This window comes from Streptomyces sp. NPDC051913 (assembly GCF_044593635.1).
Lineage (GTDB): Bacteria > Actinomycetota > Actinomycetes > Streptomycetales > Streptomycetaceae > Streptomyces.
The window spans coordinates 112,864-128,919 of sequence record NZ_JBIUCI010000001.1 but is presented as its reverse complement, the minus strand read 5'-3'; the positions used below and the strand labels follow the sequence as shown (position 1 = coordinate 128,919).

General features: G+C 70.5%; 17 protein-coding genes. 8 read left to right on the top strand and 9 right to left on the bottom strand.

Annotation, left to right across the window (positions count from 1 at the left end):
• Positions 1-14 precede the first annotated feature (14 nt).
• Positions 15-461, top strand: coding sequence for a DUF2550 domain-containing protein (locus tag ACIHIX_RS00570; RefSeq protein WP_329334657.1), 447 nt, complete (start codon positions 15-17; stop codon positions 459-461).
• Between the two features lie 11 nt (positions 462-472).
• Here the strand turns inward: ACIHIX_RS00570 and ACIHIX_RS00565 are convergent, their stop codons facing one another.
• The 3 genes from ACIHIX_RS00565 to ACIHIX_RS00555 all read right to left on the bottom strand — a co-directional run bounded on the left by ACIHIX_RS00565 (position 473) and on the right by ACIHIX_RS00555 (position 4,228).
• The gene (locus ACIHIX_RS00565) at positions 473-2,302 is read right to left on the bottom strand and encodes a glycosyl hydrolase family 18 protein (protein ID WP_399948245.1); all 1,830 of its coding nucleotides are present in this window, start codon (positions 2,300-2,302) and stop codon (positions 473-475) included.
• 118 nt (positions 2,303-2,420) lie between these two features.
• On the bottom strand, positions 2,421-3,062 hold the full coding sequence (locus ACIHIX_RS00560; protein WP_399948243.1) for a response regulator: 642 nt from the start codon (positions 3,060-3,062) through the stop codon (positions 2,421-2,423).
• A complete protein-coding gene (locus ACIHIX_RS00555; protein WP_399948242.1) occupies positions 3,059-4,228 on the bottom strand; it encodes a sensor histidine kinase in 1,170 nt (389 codons plus the stop codon). Before ACIHIX_RS00555 ends, ACIHIX_RS00560 begins: the two co-directional genes overlap by 4 nt.
• A 161-nt stretch (positions 4,229-4,389) precedes the next feature.
• Here ACIHIX_RS00555 and ACIHIX_RS00550 point away from each other — a divergent pair, with 161 nt between their 5' ends.
• The gene (locus ACIHIX_RS00550; RefSeq protein ID WP_399948240.1) at positions 4,390-4,923 is read left to right on the top strand and encodes a hypothetical protein; all 534 of its coding nucleotides are present in this window, start codon (positions 4,390-4,392) and stop codon (positions 4,921-4,923) included.
• On the opposite strand, the gene ACIHIX_RS00545 is transcribed toward ACIHIX_RS00550, so the two are convergent.
• Genes ACIHIX_RS00545 through ACIHIX_RS00535 form a run of 3 tightly spaced genes read right to left on the bottom strand, consistent with a single transcriptional unit; the run spans position 4,920 to position 7,048 of the window.
• Positions 4,920-5,492 (bottom strand): cob(I)yrinic acid a,c-diamide adenosyltransferase, encoded by a 573-nt coding sequence (locus ACIHIX_RS00545; protein WP_399948238.1) that lies wholly within the window; start codon positions 5,490-5,492, stop codon positions 4,920-4,922. The two genes, ACIHIX_RS00550 and ACIHIX_RS00545, sit on opposite strands and share 4 nt — an antisense overlap.
• A gap of 13 nt (positions 5,493-5,505) precedes the next feature.
• On the bottom strand, positions 5,506-6,255 hold the full coding sequence (locus ACIHIX_RS00540) for an ABC transporter permease (RefSeq protein WP_399948236.1): 750 nt from the start codon (positions 6,253-6,255) through the stop codon (positions 5,506-5,508).
• 10 nt (positions 6,256-6,265) lie between these two features.
• Positions 6,266-7,048 (bottom strand): ABC transporter ATP-binding protein, encoded by a 783-nt coding sequence (locus ACIHIX_RS00535; protein WP_399948234.1) that lies wholly within the window; start codon positions 7,046-7,048, stop codon positions 6,266-6,268.
• A gap of 80 nt (positions 7,049-7,128) precedes the next feature.
• On the opposite strand from ACIHIX_RS00535, the gene ACIHIX_RS00530 reads away from it, so the two are divergent.
• The 4 genes from ACIHIX_RS00530 to ACIHIX_RS00515 all read left to right on the top strand — a co-directional run bounded on the left by ACIHIX_RS00530 (position 7,129) and on the right by ACIHIX_RS00515 (position 12,053).
• Entirely contained in the window at positions 7,129-7,770 is a 642-nt protein-coding gene (locus ACIHIX_RS00530; RefSeq protein ID WP_399948232.1) for a TetR/AcrR family transcriptional regulator, read from the top strand.
• Positions 7,771-7,906: 136 nt separating this feature from the next.
• The gene (locus ACIHIX_RS00525) at positions 7,907-8,755 is read left to right on the top strand and encodes a 3-hydroxyacyl-CoA dehydrogenase family protein (protein WP_399948230.1); all 849 of its coding nucleotides are present in this window, start codon (positions 7,907-7,909) and stop codon (positions 8,753-8,755) included.
• A 184-nt stretch (positions 8,756-8,939) separates the two neighbouring features.
• On the top strand, positions 8,940-9,263 hold the full coding sequence (locus tag ACIHIX_RS00520; RefSeq protein WP_059192313.1) for an STAS domain-containing protein: 324 nt from the start codon (positions 8,940-8,942) through the stop codon (positions 9,261-9,263).
• A gap of 276 nt (positions 9,264-9,539) precedes the next feature.
• On the top strand, positions 9,540-12,053 hold the full coding sequence (locus ACIHIX_RS00515; RefSeq protein ID WP_399948228.1) for an ATP-binding protein: 2,514 nt from the start codon (positions 9,540-9,542) through the stop codon (positions 12,051-12,053).
• A gap of 78 nt (positions 12,054-12,131) precedes the next feature.
• On the opposite strand, the gene nucS is transcribed toward ACIHIX_RS00515, so the two are convergent.
• On the bottom strand, positions 12,132-12,803 hold the full coding sequence (gene nucS / locus ACIHIX_RS00510) for an endonuclease NucS (protein WP_399948226.1): 672 nt from the start codon (positions 12,801-12,803) through the stop codon (positions 12,132-12,134).
• 254 nt (positions 12,804-13,057) lie between these two features.
• On the opposite strand from nucS, the gene ACIHIX_RS00505 reads away from it, so the two are divergent.
• A complete protein-coding gene (locus ACIHIX_RS00505; protein ID WP_059192310.1) occupies positions 13,058-13,450 on the top strand; it encodes an SCO5389 family protein in 393 nt (130 codons plus the stop codon).
• Between the two features lie 82 nt (positions 13,451-13,532).
• Here ACIHIX_RS00505 and ACIHIX_RS00500 read toward each other — a convergent pair whose 3' ends face one another.
• Positions 13,533-14,567 (bottom strand): LLM class flavin-dependent oxidoreductase, encoded by a 1,035-nt coding sequence (locus ACIHIX_RS00500; protein ID WP_399948224.1) that lies wholly within the window; start codon positions 14,565-14,567, stop codon positions 13,533-13,535.
• A 223-nt stretch (positions 14,568-14,790) separates the two neighbouring features.
• On the opposite strand from ACIHIX_RS00500, the gene ACIHIX_RS00495 reads away from it, so the two are divergent.
• Positions 14,791-15,120: an ATP/GTP-binding protein gene (locus tag ACIHIX_RS00495; protein WP_399948223.1), complete on the top strand. Its 330-nt coding sequence runs from the start codon at positions 14,791-14,793 to the stop codon at positions 15,118-15,120.
• 16 nt (positions 15,121-15,136) lie between these two features.
• Here ACIHIX_RS00495 and ACIHIX_RS00490 read toward each other — a convergent pair whose 3' ends face one another.
• Positions 15,137-16,024, bottom strand: a complete 888-nt coding sequence (locus tag ACIHIX_RS00490; protein WP_399949983.1) for an ABC transporter permease — start codon at positions 16,022-16,024, stop codon at positions 15,137-15,139.
• Between the last annotated feature and the right edge of the window lie 32 nt (positions 16,025-16,056).

The window sequence follows — 16,056 nt, the reverse complement described above, 5'->3', positions numbered from 1 at the left end:
GGAGGTCGGTGTCGATGGTCCTCGCTCTGACTGTGTGCGGAATCGTGGTCGCCCTGGTGGTGCTCGGGCTGTTCGTCTTCGGCCTGCGCCGCAGACTGATCCAGCGCTCGGGCGGCACCTTCGACTGTTCCCTGCGCTGGGACGTCCCGGAGAAAACCGACACCAGCGGCAAAGGCTGGAGCTACGGCGTAGCCCGCTACAACGGCGACCGCATCGAGTGGTATCGCGTCTTCTCCTACGCCTACCGCCCGCGCCGCGTCCTGGAGCGCGCCGCGATCGAGGTCGCGGGACGCCGGCTGCCCGAGGGCGAGGAGGAGCTGGCGTTGCTCTCCGACGCCGTCGTCCTCACCTGCCTGCACCGGGGCACGCGCCTTGAGCTCGCCATGAGCGAAGACGCGCTGACCGGTTTTCTCGCGTGGCTTGAGGCAGCCCCGCCCGGTCAGCGCGTCAATGTCGCGTAGTACGGGTACCGCTAGCTGAGCCCGCTGTTGATGGCGCTCACCAGCTCACCGTTGGAGCTGTCGCCGCTGAACTCCCAGAAGAAGGCGCCGCCGAGACCCTGGCTCTTGGCCCAGGCCATCTTGGTGCCGATGGTGGCGGGGGTGTCGTACGACCACCAGTTGCTGCCGCAGTAGGCGTACGCGGTGCCGCCGACGGTGCCGGTGGCGGGGCAGGACGTCTTGAGGACCTTGTAGTCCTCGATGCCCGCCTCGTAGGTGCCGGTCGCCGGTCCGGTCGCCGTGCCGCCGGGGGCGGCCTGGGTGACGCCGGTCCAGCCGCGGCCGTAGAAGCCGATGCCGAGCAGGAGCTTGCTCGACGGCACGCCCTTCGCCTTCAGCTTGGCGATCGCGTCGGCCGAGTTGAAGCCGGCCTTCGGGATGCCGGAGTACGAGGTGAGCGGGGAGTGCGGGGCGGTGGGGCCGGTCTTGTCCCAGGCGCCGAAGTAGTCGTACGTCATCACGTTGTACCAGTTGAGGTACGCCGAGGCGCCGCCGTAGTCGGCCGCGTCGATCTTGCCGCCGCTGGAGGCGTCCGCGGTGATCGCGGCGGTGACGAGGTAGTCGCTGCCGAACTCCGAACGCAGCGCCGCCACCAGGTTCTTGAAGGCCGCGGCACCGGAGGTGTCACAGGTCAGACCGCAGGCGTTCGGGTACTCCCAGTCGATGTCGATGCCGTCGAAGACGTCCGCCCAGCGCGGGTCCTCGATGACGGACTTGCAACTCGCGGCGAACGCGGCCGGGTTGGCGGCGGCCTGGGCGAAGCCGCCGGAGTAGGTCCAGCCGCCGAAGGAGTAGAGGACCTTGATGTTCGGGTACTTGGCCTTCAGCTCACGCAGTTGGTTGAAGTTGCCGCGCAGCGGCTGGTCCCAGGTGTCGGCGACGCCGCTGACGGACTGGTCGGCGGTGTAGGCCTTGTCGTAGGCGGCGTAGGTGTCGTCGACGACGCACTTGCCGTCCTTGACGTTGCCGAAGGCGTAGTTGATGTGCGTGATCTTCGAGGCGGAGCCCGAGGTCACCAGGTTCTTGACGTGGTAGTTGCGGCCGTAGACGCCCCACTCGGTGAAGTAGCCGAGCTTGACCTTGTCGCCGCCGGTGCCCGGGTCGGTGGTGCCGCCGCCCGTGGTGGTCACCGAGACCGCGCCGCTGACCGGGCCGGTCTGGTCGGCGGTGTCGCGGGCCTGGACCGTGTAGGAGTAGGAGGTGCCGGCGGTCAGACCGGTGTCGGTGTACGAGGTCGTCGTCACCGTCGCGACCTTGCTGCCGTTGCGCAGGACGTCGTAGTTCTTGACGCCCTTGTCGTCGGTGGCCGCGCTCCAGGAGAGCTTCACCGAGGTGTCGGTGACGCTCGACGTGGTCGGGGTGCCGGGGGCGCTGGGCGCGCTGTCGCTCGGGTTGGTGGTGCCGCCGTCGCAACTGCCGCCGTTCAGCTTGCAGTTGGAGGGGGAGCCGGAGCCGGAGCCGTTGAAGCCGAAGGAGACGGAGGCGCCGGGGGCGAGGGTGCCGTTCCAGGACTTGTTCTTGGCGGTCCAGTGGGTGCCGGAGGAGGTGACGTCGGCGTCCCAGGCGGAGGTGACCGAGGTGCCGGAGGGGTAGTCCCACTCCACGGTCCAGGAGCTGATGGTGGTGTCGCCGGTGTTCTTGACGGTCCACTTGCCTTCGAATCCGGTGCCCCAGTCCTGGGGCTTGGCGAAGGTCGCGGTCGCGGACGTCGCGGCCTGGGCGGGACTGGCCAGCCCGACCAGTCCGGCGAAGGGGAGCAACAGCGTCGCGAACCCTGCCGCGGCTCTGTGTCTGAAGCGCATACCGCGCCTCCTTCTCGGGGATGGGGGCACGACTGAGCCTTCGTGCCCACGGTGCCGCGAGAATAGAAAGGTCTGGACCACGGGTCAATAGGTCTGGACCACTCTCGTATGCAACCGCTCAGACACCCAACTCCTGCGCGAGTACGGCCGCTTGCACCCGGCTCCGCAGCTCCAGCTTGCCCAGGAGACGGCTGACGTGCGTCTTTACCGTCGCCTCCGCCATGTCGAGGCGGCCCGCGATGTCCGCGTTGGACAGCCCCTCGCCGAGGCAGGACAGCACCTCGCGTTCACGGCGGGTGAGGGAGTCCAGGATCGCTGGGTCCGCGCTCGACTGCCGTACGGGCTTCGCCGCGAACTCGGTGATCAGGCGCCGGGTGACGGCCGGGGCCACGATCCCCTCCCCCCGGGCCACCGTCCGCACGGCCTCGACGAGGTCCTTCGCCTCCGTGTTCTTCAGCAGGAACCCGGCCGCACCCGCCCGCAGCGCCCCGAACACATACTCGTCGAGGTCGAAGGTGGTCAGCACGAGGACGTCCGTGAGCCCCTCCTCCGTGACCTTCCGGGTCGCCGACACCCCGTCCAGACGCGGCATCTGCACGTCCATCAGGACGAGGTCCGGCCGCAACTCCCTGGCCAGTGCCACCGCCCGCTCCCCGTCGGCGGCCTCGCCCACCACGTCGATGTCCGGGGCGCTGCGCAGGATCAGGACGAGCCCGGCGCGCACGGCGGACTGGTCCTCGGCGACGAGCACACGAATCATGCGAGGTCTCCATCGGTGAGGGGGAGGGTGGCGCGTACGGCCCACAGGGCGCCCTCGGGGCCGGCCGCGAAGGTGCCGCCCAGCAGCGCGACCCGCTCCCGCATGCCGACCAGGCTGGCGCCGGAACCGGGGGCGCCCGGGCCCTCCCGACGGCCGTACGGGCTGCTCACGAGCACGTCGAGCGAACCGTCGCGCCGGGCCAGGGCGACGGTGACCCGGCCGGGGCAGGCGTGCTTGAGCGCGTTGGTCAAGGACTCCTGGACGATGCGATAGGCGGCGAGCTCTACGGGGGCGGGCACGGTCGTGCCGTACCCGGGGTCCAGCGTGACGTCGAGGCCGTTGGTGCGGGCGTCCTCGACGAGGGCGCTGAGGCCGTCGAGGGTCGGGACCGCGCTCGGCTCCTCGTCGCCGTCGCGCAGGATGCCGATCAGCCGGCGCATCTCCTCCAGCCCCTTGACGCTGTTCTCGCGGATGACGCCGAGGGCCTCCGCGGAGGTCTTCGGGTCGTCCAGGGACAGCGCGGCGGTGGAGTGGATCGCGATCGCGGAGAGGTGGTTGGCGACCATGTCGTGCAACTCCCGCGCCATCCGGGCGCGTTCGGCGACGACGGCCTGGTTGCGGTCCATCTCGGCCAGCAGTGCGGTCTGTTCGGCGCGCAGCCGGGCCGCCTCGGCGGCGTCGCGGTGGTTGCGGACGATCCAGCCGGTGGCGGCGGGCCCGTACGCCACGACGCCGACGACCACACCGATCAGCAGCGCCTCCGGCACCCGCCACACCGCGAACGGCACCAGCGTCGCGACCACGGTGAGCAGGCCGGTGATCCACTGGATGCGGCGGGCCGAGGCGAGCGGGCCGTACAGGACGGCCGCGTAGACCAGGTCGGTGAACATCAGCACCGACGCCAGGCTGCCCTGCGTGGTCAGGTCCGCGCAGATCGCGACCGTGCCGGTCAGCAGGGCCGCGCGCGGTGCCGTGCGGCGCAGCAGTTCGCAGCCGGCCAGCACGGTGAGCGGCAGCAGCACCGGCCAGGGGCCGTCGAAGAGGGTGATCGGGTCGTCCGAGCGCCGGGTGCCGAGCCCCAGCAGCACGAGCAGCAGACCACCGAGCAGTCCGCCGGCCGCGACGTACACGTCGAAGCGGTGCGGGCGGGGGAGTCGTACGGCCATGTCCTTATGAAACACGGCCGCCGCGCCACCCGCCTGATCCCCGGGGACGGTCCTGGACTGCATCTTTCGATGTACGGCGAGTTCGTCGTCGGTGACGAGGAAAGCGGGGGAATCCGGGCCGAGCCTGGAAGGGTGACGGACTTTTCTGTGAGGAGCGAGCCGTGCTGGTCGCGTTGATCATCGCCTGCGAGGTGGCGTTCTGGGTGCTGCTGGTCGGAGGGCTGGGCTTCCGGTACCTGCTCAAGATGCCGCGTACCGGGCTGGCCCTGCTGCTGTGCGAGCCGCTGCTGGAGGTGGTGCTGTTCACGGTCACCGCGATCGACCTCCGCAACGGCGCCGAACCCGACTGGAAGCACGGCCTGGCCGCCGTCTACATCGGCTTCACGGTGGGGCTCGGCCACTCCACGATCCGCTGGGCCGACGCCCGGTTCGCCCACCGTTTCGCGGGCGGCCCGCCGCCGGTGCGGCCGCCGAGGTACGGCACGGCCCGCGCCGTCCACGAATGGAAGGTCGCGGGCCGCTGGATCGTCGCCGCGGTGGTCGCCATGGCCCTGCTCCAGGCCGCGATCTGGTACGTCGGAGGCGCCGGCGACACCGATTCGCTCCAGGCGTGGCAGCAGCGCATGCTCTGGCTGATCGGCATCAACGTCGTCATCGCCGGCAGTTACACGCTGTTCCCCAAGCGCGAGGGTTAGCGCTCCCCGCCGGGCACCCACAGCACGTCACCGACGTCCTTGTTCGCTGTCCGCGCCAGGATGAACAGCAGGTCGGACAGGCGGTTGAGGTAGGTCGCGGTCAGGGGGTTCATGACGTCCCCGTGGGCCTCCAGCGCCGCCCACGTCGACCGTTCCGCCCGGCGGACGACCGTGCAGGCCTGGTGCAGCAGGGCCGCGCCCGGCGTGCCGCCCGGGAGGATGAACGACCGGAGCTTCTCCAACCGCTCGTTGAAGTGGTCGCAGTCGGCTTCCAGCTTGTCGATGTAGAACTGCTCGACCCGCAGCGGTGGGAACTCCGGGTTCTCGACGACGGGCGTGGACAGGTCGGCGCCGACGTCGAACAGGTCGTTCTGGACGCGCGTGAGGACCTTCACGACCTCCTCGGCGAGCCCGCCGAGCGCGATCGCCGTCCCGATCACCGCGTTCGCCTCGTTGGCGTCGGCGTACGCCGAGATCCGCAGATCGGTCTTGGCGACCCTGCTCATGTCGCCGAGGGCGGTGGTGCCCTGGTCGCCGGTCCTGGTGTAGATGCGCGTCAGATTGACCATGCGACCAGCCTAGTTACGCCCCGGCCGTCCGGAACACGCGTGTGCCCACTGTCACGGCGAGGGCCGAGAAGCCGAGGGCGACCAGGACGCCGTACGCCATGTGCGGCGTCGTGTACTCACCGACGTACGCGTCCCGCATCGCGTCCACCAGATAGCGGAACGGCATGAAGTGGGAGAGGACGTCCAGCCAGGCGGGGCCGAGGGTCATCGGGAGCATCAGCCCGGACAGCAGCATCGACGGCATCGACACGGCGTTGATCAGCGGACCGAACTCCTGAGGCGTGCGGACCTTCATCGCCACCGCGTAGGACAGCGAGGCGAGCGAGACGGTGAGCAGCCCGACGAAGGCGAAGCCGATCAGGATGCCGGCGAGCGGTGCCCGCAGCCCCATCACCAGCGCGGCCAGCACCAGCAGCACCGCCTGGAAGACGAAGACGGTCGCGTCCCGCAGCACCCGCCCGAGCAGCAGCCCGAGCCGGCTGACGGGCGTGACCCGCATCCGGTCGACGATGCCCGAGCCCTTCTCCAGGATGATCATGAATCCGGCGAACAGGGCCCCGAACAGCCCGAGTTGGAGGAGCAGCCCCGGCACCAGCACCTGCCACGAGCTGCCCTGTCCGCCGAGCGGCAGATCGGTCAGGAGGGGACCGAAGAACAACAGGTACAGCAGCGGCATCAGCACCCCGAAGAGCAGCGCGAAGCGGGAGCGCAGGGACTGGCGCAGATAGCGGCCGTAGATCAGCGCGGTGTCGTGGAGAAGCATGAAGCGGGTCCTATACGGCTACGGGGGCGGCGTCGGCCTCAGGTGCGCTGCGGCCGGTGATGGCGAGGAACGTGTCCTGGAGCGTGGCGTCGATCGAGCCGCCGTACTCCAGCTTGAGCGCGGTCGGCGTGCCCTCCGCCACGACCACGCCCTGGTCGACGATCACCAGGCGGTCGGCGAGGGCGTCGGCCTCGTCGAGGTAGTGGGTGGTGAGGAAGACGGTCGTGCCGTGCTCGGCGCGCAGGCGTCGGATCAGGTCCCACAGGTCGGCACGGCTGCCGGGGTCGAGGCCCGTGGTCGGCTCGTCGAGGAAGAGGACCTTCGGGCGGTGGGTCAGCGCCATCGCGATGTCCAGGCGGCGGCGCTGACCGCCCGACAACTCCCCGCACCTGCGGTCGAGCAACTCGGTCAGGCCCAGGTCGCGGGCCAACTCCTCGGCGCGGTCGGCGGCCCGGGGCTTGGTCAGCCGGTACAGGCGGCCCTGGGTGACCAGTTCCTCGCGCACGCCGATCTGCGGGTCGACGCCGCCGGACTGGGCGACGTATCCGCAGGCCCGGCGCACTCCGGCGGGGTCGGTGGCGAGGTCGTGCCCTGCGACGGTGGCCGACCCGCCGGTGGGTTTCAGCAAGGTCGTGAGCATGCGCAGGGTGGTGGTCTTCCCGGCGCCGTTCGGGCCGAGGAAGCCGAGGATCTCGCCCTCGCGGACGGTCAGGTCGATGCCGCGCACGGCCTCCACGGGGCCGCGCTTGGTCGGGAAGGTACGGGCCAGTCCGGCCGTACTGATGACGGTCATGGCTCCAGAAAAACAGAGTCTCTTAAATTTTGCAATGACTCCAAAGTTTAAAAGAGCCCAGCGAAGCTAGGATGTGGACCATGGTTGAAGGGCTCAGGGAGCGGAAGAAGCGCGAGACGAGACAGCGGATCTCGGACATCGCCACCGGGCTGTTCCTGGAACGCGGCTTCATGGACGTGACCATCGCGGACGTGGCGGAGGCCGCCGACGTCTCCGTCAACACCGTCTACAACTACTTCGCCACCAAGGAGGACCTCTTCCTCGACCGCAGCAAGGGCGTCGTCGACCGCCTCGCCCGCTGGGTGCGCGGCCGGGACGCCGGCGAGTCGGCCGCCACCGCGCTGCTGCGCGAACTGCGCGACGAGGTCGAGGCGGTCTCGCCCCGGGTCGGGCTGATGGCGGGCTACGACCGGTTCATGCGGGTCATCCATGACGCGCCGCCGTTGCGGTCCCGGCTGTGGAGCATCCAGCAGGAGGTCCAGGAGAACCTGGAGAGGGCCCTGCGCGAGGAGACCGCCGCCGCCGACGACGACCCGGTCCCCACCCTGATGGCCGGTCAGCTCAACTGGATCCATCACACCGTCATGGGTGTTATCGGGCGTGAGATGGTCAAGGGCCGCAATCCGGATGAAGTGTCCCGAGAGGTGCTCGTACTGATGGACGAGATCGAGGGGCTGTTGAGCGAGAAGGTGCTCAACTACGCCGTACGGGACCCGGCGTGAGGTCTGCCGGTGTGATGTCCGTCAGATGAGACGTGACGCGCATTACTTACCGGTCACACAGCACCTCACGAACGCTAAGGTCCGCCGGAGAAGCAATCTCAACAGTGGGCAAGGCGTACAAAGGGGAGTCACAACAGTGGCACGGAAGCTTGCCGTCATCGGCGCCGGCTTGATGGGTTCCGGGATCGCCCAGGTCTCCGCTCAGGCGGGCTGGGACGTCGTCCTGCGGGACGTCACCGACGAGGCTCTCAAGCGTGGCACCGACGGCATCAAGGCCTCGTACGACAAGTTCGTCAGCAAGGGCAAGATGGAGGCGCACGACGCCGACGCCGCCCTCGGCCGGATCACCGCGACCACGGATCTGGACGCCGCGGCGGACGCCGACATCGTCGTCGAGGCGGTCTTCGAGAAGCTGGAAGTGAAGCACGAGATCTTCCGCGCGCTCGACAAGATCGTGCGGCCGGACACCGTCCTCGCCTCCAACACCTCCGCGATCCCGATCACCAAGATCGCGGCGGCCACCGAGCACCCCGAGCGGGTCGTCGGCGTGCACTTCTTCTCGCCGGTGCCGATGATGAACCTCGTCGAGCTGGTCCGCGGCTACAAGACCAGCGACGAAACCCTCGCCACCGCGCGGGAGTTCGCCGAGTCCACCGGCAAGACCTGCATCGTCGTCAACCGGGACGTCGCCGGCTTCGTCACCACCCGGCTCATCTCCGCCCTCGTCGTCGAGGCCACCAAGCTCTACGAGTCGGGCGTGGCCACGGCCGAGGACATCGACCTCGCCTGCAAGCTGGGCTTCGGGCACGCCATGGGCCCGCTCGCCACGGCCGACCTCACCGGCGTCGACATCCTGCTGCACGCCACCGGCAACATCTACACCGAGTCCCAGGACGAGAAGTTCGCTCCGCCGGAGCTGATGCGCCGGATGGTTGACGCCGGTGACATCGGGCGCAAGAGCGGGCAGGGCTTCTACACGTACTGATCACCACCCGGTACACGTACTGATCAACGCCCGAATTCACTTACGCCCCTCAGGTGTCACACCGAGGGGTGAATTCGGTATCGGTTCGCTTACAGACGGCAACCTCTGACCGCCTCGCGCAGTCAGAGGTTGCATCACCGGACATCACATTCGCGGAGCACGAGACGCACCACGGGGAGCGCATATGTTCATCAGGGGCGACCACGTCGAGCTGGTCGTCGGGGGCCGCCTCGACGTCCGCAGCGCGGCGGACGCCCGTACGGTCCTGCACTCGGCCGTCGACGACGGAGTCGGCGATCTCGTGCTCGACCTGTCCGAGCTCGACTCCTGGGACGCCACCGGACTCGGGGTGATCATGGGGGCCCACCGCAGGGCCGGCCGCTGCGGCCGACGCCTGGTGCTGCGCGACGTACCGCCGCAGATGCAGCGCCTGCTCGTGGCCACCCGACTGCACCGGATCCTGGCGATCGAGGGCGGCATCGGAGTGGAGTCGCTGCCCCGGGTGTGAACCCTCGTGTGCGTGCGATGTGAGCGCCCGGTGTTGCAAAGGTGAAAGGCGCGCCGCGCACAATCCTCACGAGACTGTGACGTCTCGGACGGCGCGGTACCCCGGGCTGTCGTAGATACTGTGCGAAGGTTTAGGGTTCGGTCGCCCGCTGGATGTACGTCCCTGAACGAGCGGGCCCGGACCAGAAGCGACAGCGCGGTGTGCAGCAGGCCGGAGGGGGCCTGGGTCCCGGCCGGACCCACGACACACGAGACGCTTTTGGGGGGCTTGAAACCTATGGACCCGAACAACCGGGGACCCGAGGAGTACGGCCACGACGGCGACGGCAGCCCGTCGCGCCAGCGTCCGCCCAGGGACCCGCTCACACCCGACTTCGGCCAGAGCGCACCCGCCCTGGCCCGCGCCGTGCAGCTGGTCTCCGGTGACCACCTGCTCACCGTCAACCCCGTCGACGGCAGCGAGATAGAGGTTTGCCCGCCCGGGGAACGGCCCGCCCGGCCGCGGAAGCTCACCGCCGCCGACCGTGCCGAGAGCGACCGCGCGGCCCGCCCGCCGGTCCCGCCGGGACCGACCCCGCCCAGGCTGCCGCTGCTGGCCCGCCAGGACGAGCGCGAGCGCCTCGTGCGCCTGCTCGCCCGCGGCCGCTCCGTCCGCCTCACCGGCCCCGCCGGATCGGGCCGCACCAGCCTCCTCGACGTCGTCGCCGACGACTGCTCGGACCTCGCGCCCGACGGCGTCGTCCGCCTCAGCGGCTTCCACCGCACCCCGGACGACCTCCTCCACGACCTCTTCTACGCCGTCTACGACGCGCCGCTGCACCGCCCGGGAACCGAGGAGCTGCTCACCCTCGTCCGGGAGATCGGCGCGGTCGTCGTCCTCGACGACGTCGAGTTCGGCGGTGCCGCGCTCGACGACCTCCTCGACGCCACCCCCGAGTGCGCCTTCCTGGTCGCCGCGACCCCCGACGTCCCCGCCCCGTCCGCCGACTCGGCCCTTGAGGAGGTCTTCCTCGACGGCCTGGACCGGGCCGGCGGGGTGGAGCTCCTGGAGCGTGCCGTCGGCCGGGTCCTCACCGAGGAAGAGGCCAACTGGGCCGGCGACCTCTGGTTCGAGTCCGAGGGCCTGCCGCTGCGCTTCGTACAGGCCGGCGCCCTGCTGCGGCAGCGCGACGAACTGCGCGCCAGCGCCGAGGCCTTCGACGAGTTCGGCGTCTTCCAGGAAGCCCAGATCGACGCCCCCTTCGAGGCCGGCGACGGCCACGACGTGCCCCTGCCCTCGCTCGCCGAGGGCGCCGCACCGGCCACACTGCTCGCCGGGCGGCTCAGCGACTCGGCGCGCACCGCCCTGCGGTTCGCCGTGGCGCTCGGCGGCGAGGTGCCGCACCAGGCCCATCTGCCCGCCCTCGTCGGCGACACCCACGCGGACGCCGCCCTCGGCGAGCTGCTGAGCTCCGCGCTGATCACCCCGGTCGGTGCCCGCTACCGGCTCGCCGCCGGTGTGCAGACCCAGCTGGAGGGCGCCGGATACGGCGACGACACCGAGGCCCGGGCGCTGGCCGCGGGTCGCCACTACGCCTGGTGGGCCGGGCATCCCTCGGTCACGCCCGAGCGCGTGTGCGCCGAGGCCGACGCGGTGCTCGCCGCCCTCGCCGTGCTCGTGCCGGTCGCGGAGCCGCCCGCCGAGGACGAGGAGAACGTCCCCGTCCAGCTGGCCCGCACCGCCGCGCCCGCCTTCGCCGCGGGGCTGCACTGGAGCGCCTGGGAGCGGGCCCTGAGGTTCGGCGCCGAAGCCTCCCGGGCCTCCGGCGAGGTCGGCGAACAGGCCTATTTCCACCACGAGTTGGGCATCCTCGCGCTCTGCGCCGACCAGCTCGACCGGGCCCGTGCCGAGCTGGAGGCCGCCATCGCGCTGCGCGGCGCCCTCGCCGACAAGCGCGGCACCGTCGCCGGCCGCCGTGCCCTCGCCCTGGTCTCCGACCGGTCCGGGGTGCCGCTCGGGATCACCGCGACCGCCGGCGAGGAGGTGCCCGACGCCCGCCGTGAGGAGTCGCAGTCGCCGCCCGGCGGCGTCCCGATGGCCTTCCCGCCGCTCCAGCCGCCGAACGAGACGGCGACCCTGGTCACCCATCGGGCCGCGGCCCCCGCGGGCCCCGTCCCGAACCGCAAGGCCCGCGGCGGCCTCAAGGGCCTCGCCCGGCGCAACCTCGTCGCGGCCGGAGCCGGCGCGCTCCTCGCGGCCGTGCTCGGCACGGTGGTGACGCTCGGCGCGACGTCCGACAACGACGCGAACAACCCCTCCGACAAGGTCGGCGTCAACCCGTCGGCCAGTCAGGGCGTGGACGACGGCAGCCTCGGCGCCGACGTCCCGAAGAACGACGACGGCAAGGGCGACACCGGCAAGGCCACCAGCCGTCCGACCGACCCGGGCCCCGACGGCACGTTCGGCACGTCCGACGACCCGACGCCGACGGAGAGCGCGGAGCCTTCGGACGACCCGAGCGGGACGAAGAAGCCGTCGTCGTCGAGTTCGCCGTCGAAGACGGCCACGTCGAAGCCGCCGTCGTCGACTTCCAAGCCGCCGTCGAACACGCCCACCCCGACGCCGACCGAGACCGAACCCTCGGACACGCCGACGCCGACGACAAGCCCGACGCCGGAGCCGTCGACCACGCCGTCCACCTCCGACTCCGCCAGCGGCCCCGCGTCGTCCAGCGCGCCCGCCAGTGCCACGGAGAGCAGCGCCGCCGGGACGCCCAGCAGCTCGGGTTCGGCGTCGGACGCGGTGATCTGACGCGCGTACGCCAGCAGTGAGGGCCGGGTTCCCCGCGGGAACCCGGCCCTCATCGTCGTAGAGCCTCGAAAACCGCTGTCAGAACAGCCGCAGCTTGTCGTCCTCGATGCCGCGCAGGGCGTTGTAGTCGAGGACCGTGCAGCCGATGCCGCGGTCCGTGGCGAGGACGCGGGCCTGGGGCTTGATCTCCTGGGCCGCGAAGATGCCGCGCACCGGGGCGAGATGGGGGTCGCGGTTCAACAGCTCCAGATAGCGGGTGAGTTGCTCGACGCCGTCGATCTCGCCGCGCCGCTTGATCTCCACCGCGACGGTCTGGCCCTCGGAGTCCCGGCAGAGGATGTCGACCGGGCCGATGGCGGTCATGTACTCGCGGCGGATGAGGGTGTAGCCGTCGCCGAGGGTCTCGATGCGGTCCGCGAGGAGTTCCTGAAGGTGTGCTTCCACGCCGTCCTTGATCAGGCCGGGGTCGACGCCCAGTTCGTGCGAGGAGTCGTGGAGGATCTCCTCCATCGTGATGATCAGCTTCTCGCCGGCCTTGTTGATGACGGTCCAGACGCCGTCCTCGTCGCCGGAACCCTCCTTCAACGTGCAGGGCGGCGACATCCAGTTCAGGGGCTTGTAGGCCCGGTCGTCCGCGTGGATCGAGACGCTGCCGTCCGCCTTCACGAGGATGAGGCGGGGCGCGGACGGGAGGTGGGCGGTGAGCCGGCCCGCGTAGTCGACGGAGCACCGGGCGATGACGAGACGCATGGTGGGCAACGCTACTCGACGGCCCGCCGTCGAAGCGATTCGGCCCGTACCACCCGGAACGACCCTTGTTCGTTTGTGGCCGATTGTGTGCCCATTGGGGACCCTCTATGTACGCAATCTCCTGGTGCCGTCACGGTCCGTTGCCTACCGTAGTAAACGGGAGGTCGCGAGGCATGTACTCAGCGTGTTCGGCGTCGCGGACTCCCTCAACTGTCCGGCAACCCCTGTTGCTTGGGGGTGCGAGAGGAGAACCCATGTCGCTCGACGTCTCACCGGCCCTACTCGAGAAGGCCGAGCGAGGCGAGGTCGACGAAGCGGAATTCGTCGACTGCGTCCGGACCTCCCTGCCCTACGCATGGGAGATGATCAGCTCCCTGGTGGCCCAGCTGAAGGTCGACGGCGGTGCGTTCGCCGACAACCAGACGCCTCCGCCGGACGAGCAGGCACGCGGTCAGCTGCTGCGTGCGCTCGCGAGTGACGCGATACGCGGCGCGCTGCAACGGCACTTCGGAGTACGGCTGGCCTTCCAGAACTGCCACCGGGTGGCGGTGTTCCCGCTGGACGCCTCGGTGGACGAGACGCTGGCCCGCTTCACCTCGGTCCGCAGTCAGCTGCTGAACCAGTCCCCGGAGTTCCGGGACTGCTGACGCGGTGAGCCGTTCGCTTGCCGCTCCGTACGCGGGAGGTGCATTCAGTACCGGGGCGGCAAGCTCTGCGCGGGTCTCACGGTCAGCCGAGGTGGGGGAGCACCTCGGCGCCCAGCCGTCGTACGTTCTCCTCGGTCGCCGCGAGGTCTCCCGAGCCCTCGACGAGCAGGGCGAAGCGGGAGATGCCGGTCCGCTCGCTGGTGGCGGCGAGCCGGTCGGCGCACAGCCGGGGGGTACCCACCGGGTGCAGCCCGCAGAGCAGTTCGGTGTACGCCAGCGGATCGCGCATCGAGCGATGGCGGCCGTCGACCGTCACATGCGCCTCAAGACCCTGCCGCAGCCAGCCCGGCATCGCCTTCACCAGCGCCTCCACGGCGTCCGTGCGCTTGTCCGCGATCTGGCAGACCCCGGCGGAGACATGGCCCGCGCCCAGGATCTCGTCCCGGGGACGGCCCGCCGCGCGCGCGTGCTGCCGCCACAGGCCGACCATCTCCGCCTTCTCCTCGTCCCCGACATGCATCCCGAGCAGCATCGGCAGCCCGCGCTCGGCGGCCAGCCGCACACTCGCCGGGGACGTGCACGCGACGACGACCTCGGGTCCCGACCCGGGCTCCTCCGTCAGGGACTCCGAGGGGCGCGGTACGACGGGGACCTCACGGAAGCGGTAGCGCTCGCCGTCGGCCGCCACGGAGGGCTCGCGCAGCCAGCGCACCAGCAGATCGAGTGATTCCGGGAACCCCTTCTCGTACGCCGCGAGCCCTGACCCGAAGACCTCCAGGTCGACCCACGGCCCGCCACGGCCGACGCCCAGCGAGAAGCGCCCGCCCGAGGTGAGATGCAGCAGCGCGGCCTGTTCGCCCAGGGCCACCGGGTGGGCGGTGGGCAGCACACTGACCGCGGTGCCGACCCGGAGCCGACGGGTACGCCCCAGCAGTAACGCGGCCAGGGTGATCGCCGACGGGCAGGTGCCGTACGGCACGAAGTGGTGCTCGGCCAGCCAGACCGAGTCGAGACCCGCCTCCTCGGCCACCTCGGCCGAGCGGACCGCGCGGTGCAGCGCCTCCCCCTGGCCCTGTCCCGGGAACTGGGCCGCCAACACGAAACTTCCGACACGCATGTGCTTTTCCTGCTTCCTTGGCTCCGACGCGGAGCTCCCCCATCCGGCATAACCGTCTGACACGTGCCGAGGACACGGCCTGGCGAAGAGATTTGCGGATTGTCTGCCGAATGCGGCGTCCGCGAGGGGGACTTGCGAGGGTTGGTGCCCTTCGCGTACCCCTGTCCGTGCCGCGTAGGCTGGACACGGCCCGTGCTTCCTGTATAGCCCCGAGAGGTGTTCCGTGTCCCCGCGTCGCAACCGACCCAAGGGTTCCGATTCCGGCCGGAGCGCCGAGGACGACCGGTCCGGCCGGTACGGCGGCTGGCAGTCCACGGAGAACTGGCAGGGCGAGGAGTGGAACATCCGGCATGTGGCGGGTGCGAGCGCGCAGGGCAAGTCCTACCGCTGCCCGGGCTGCGACCAGCTGATCCCGGACGGCGTCCCGCACGTGGTGGCCTGGCCGGAGCACTCGGGGATCGACGAGCGCCGGCACTGGCACAAGGCGTGCTGGAACGCGAAGGACCGCCGCACCACGCGGGTGCAGCGGTCCAGGAACGCGCCGAAGTTCTGAGAACTCCGGTACGGGTCTACACGTCCCGCTTCTCCAGCAGTGCGCATGCGCCCGCGAACGCGACGGCCGTCACGCCGAGCATGATCCACAGCGGGTCCCAGCCGGACGGGCCGCTCTCGGTGAGGGAGTTGGAGTAGAAGACGCTCAGCTGGTTCGGGATGGAGTACTCGAACAGGGCCTCGCGCAGCTTCTCCAGCGAGGAGGAGAACATGAACAGCGCGATGACCAGCGGGGCCAGCACCACGCCGATCATGATGGTGATCGCGCCCGCCGAGTGCCGGATGATCGAGCCGATGACGAGCGAGAGCAGGCCGAGCAGCGCGATGTAGAGCGAGATGCCGAGGGTGCCCTTGAGCCACTCGCTGCCCGAGGGGTCCCGGACGCCGCTGCTGTCGAGCAGGGCCACGTCCGCGAGGGCGACGAGCAGGACCGACGTGAAGGTGACCACGAAGGCGACGGTGAAGAACACGATCGACTTCGCCGCCAGCACGCGGACCCGGCTGGGGCACGCGGTCGTGGTCGTGCGGATCATGCCCGTGCCGTACTCGGAGGCGGTGGTCAGCACGCCGAGCGTGATGACGCACATGGTGCCGAGCAGCAGCCCGAAGAAGCCGAACGAGAGCGGGTTCTCACCGGCCAGGTCGGTCTCGCCGGCACTGCTGGACACGACCACCGCGGCCAGCAGCCCGATCCCGACGACGAGCAGGATGAACACGCCGAGCGTCCACATCGTCGACCGCACGGAACGGATCTTCGTCCACTCCGAGGCGATCGCGTGCCCGAGGTGCGTGCGCACGACGGGGATGGGCGAGGTGTACCCGGCGTACGCGGGGGCCGGCGCCGACTGCCAGTGGGGCGCGGGGGCCTGCGGCATCGGAGGCTGAGGTGCGGCGGCCTGCGGCATCGGAGGCTGGGGCGCGGCGGCCTGCGGCATCT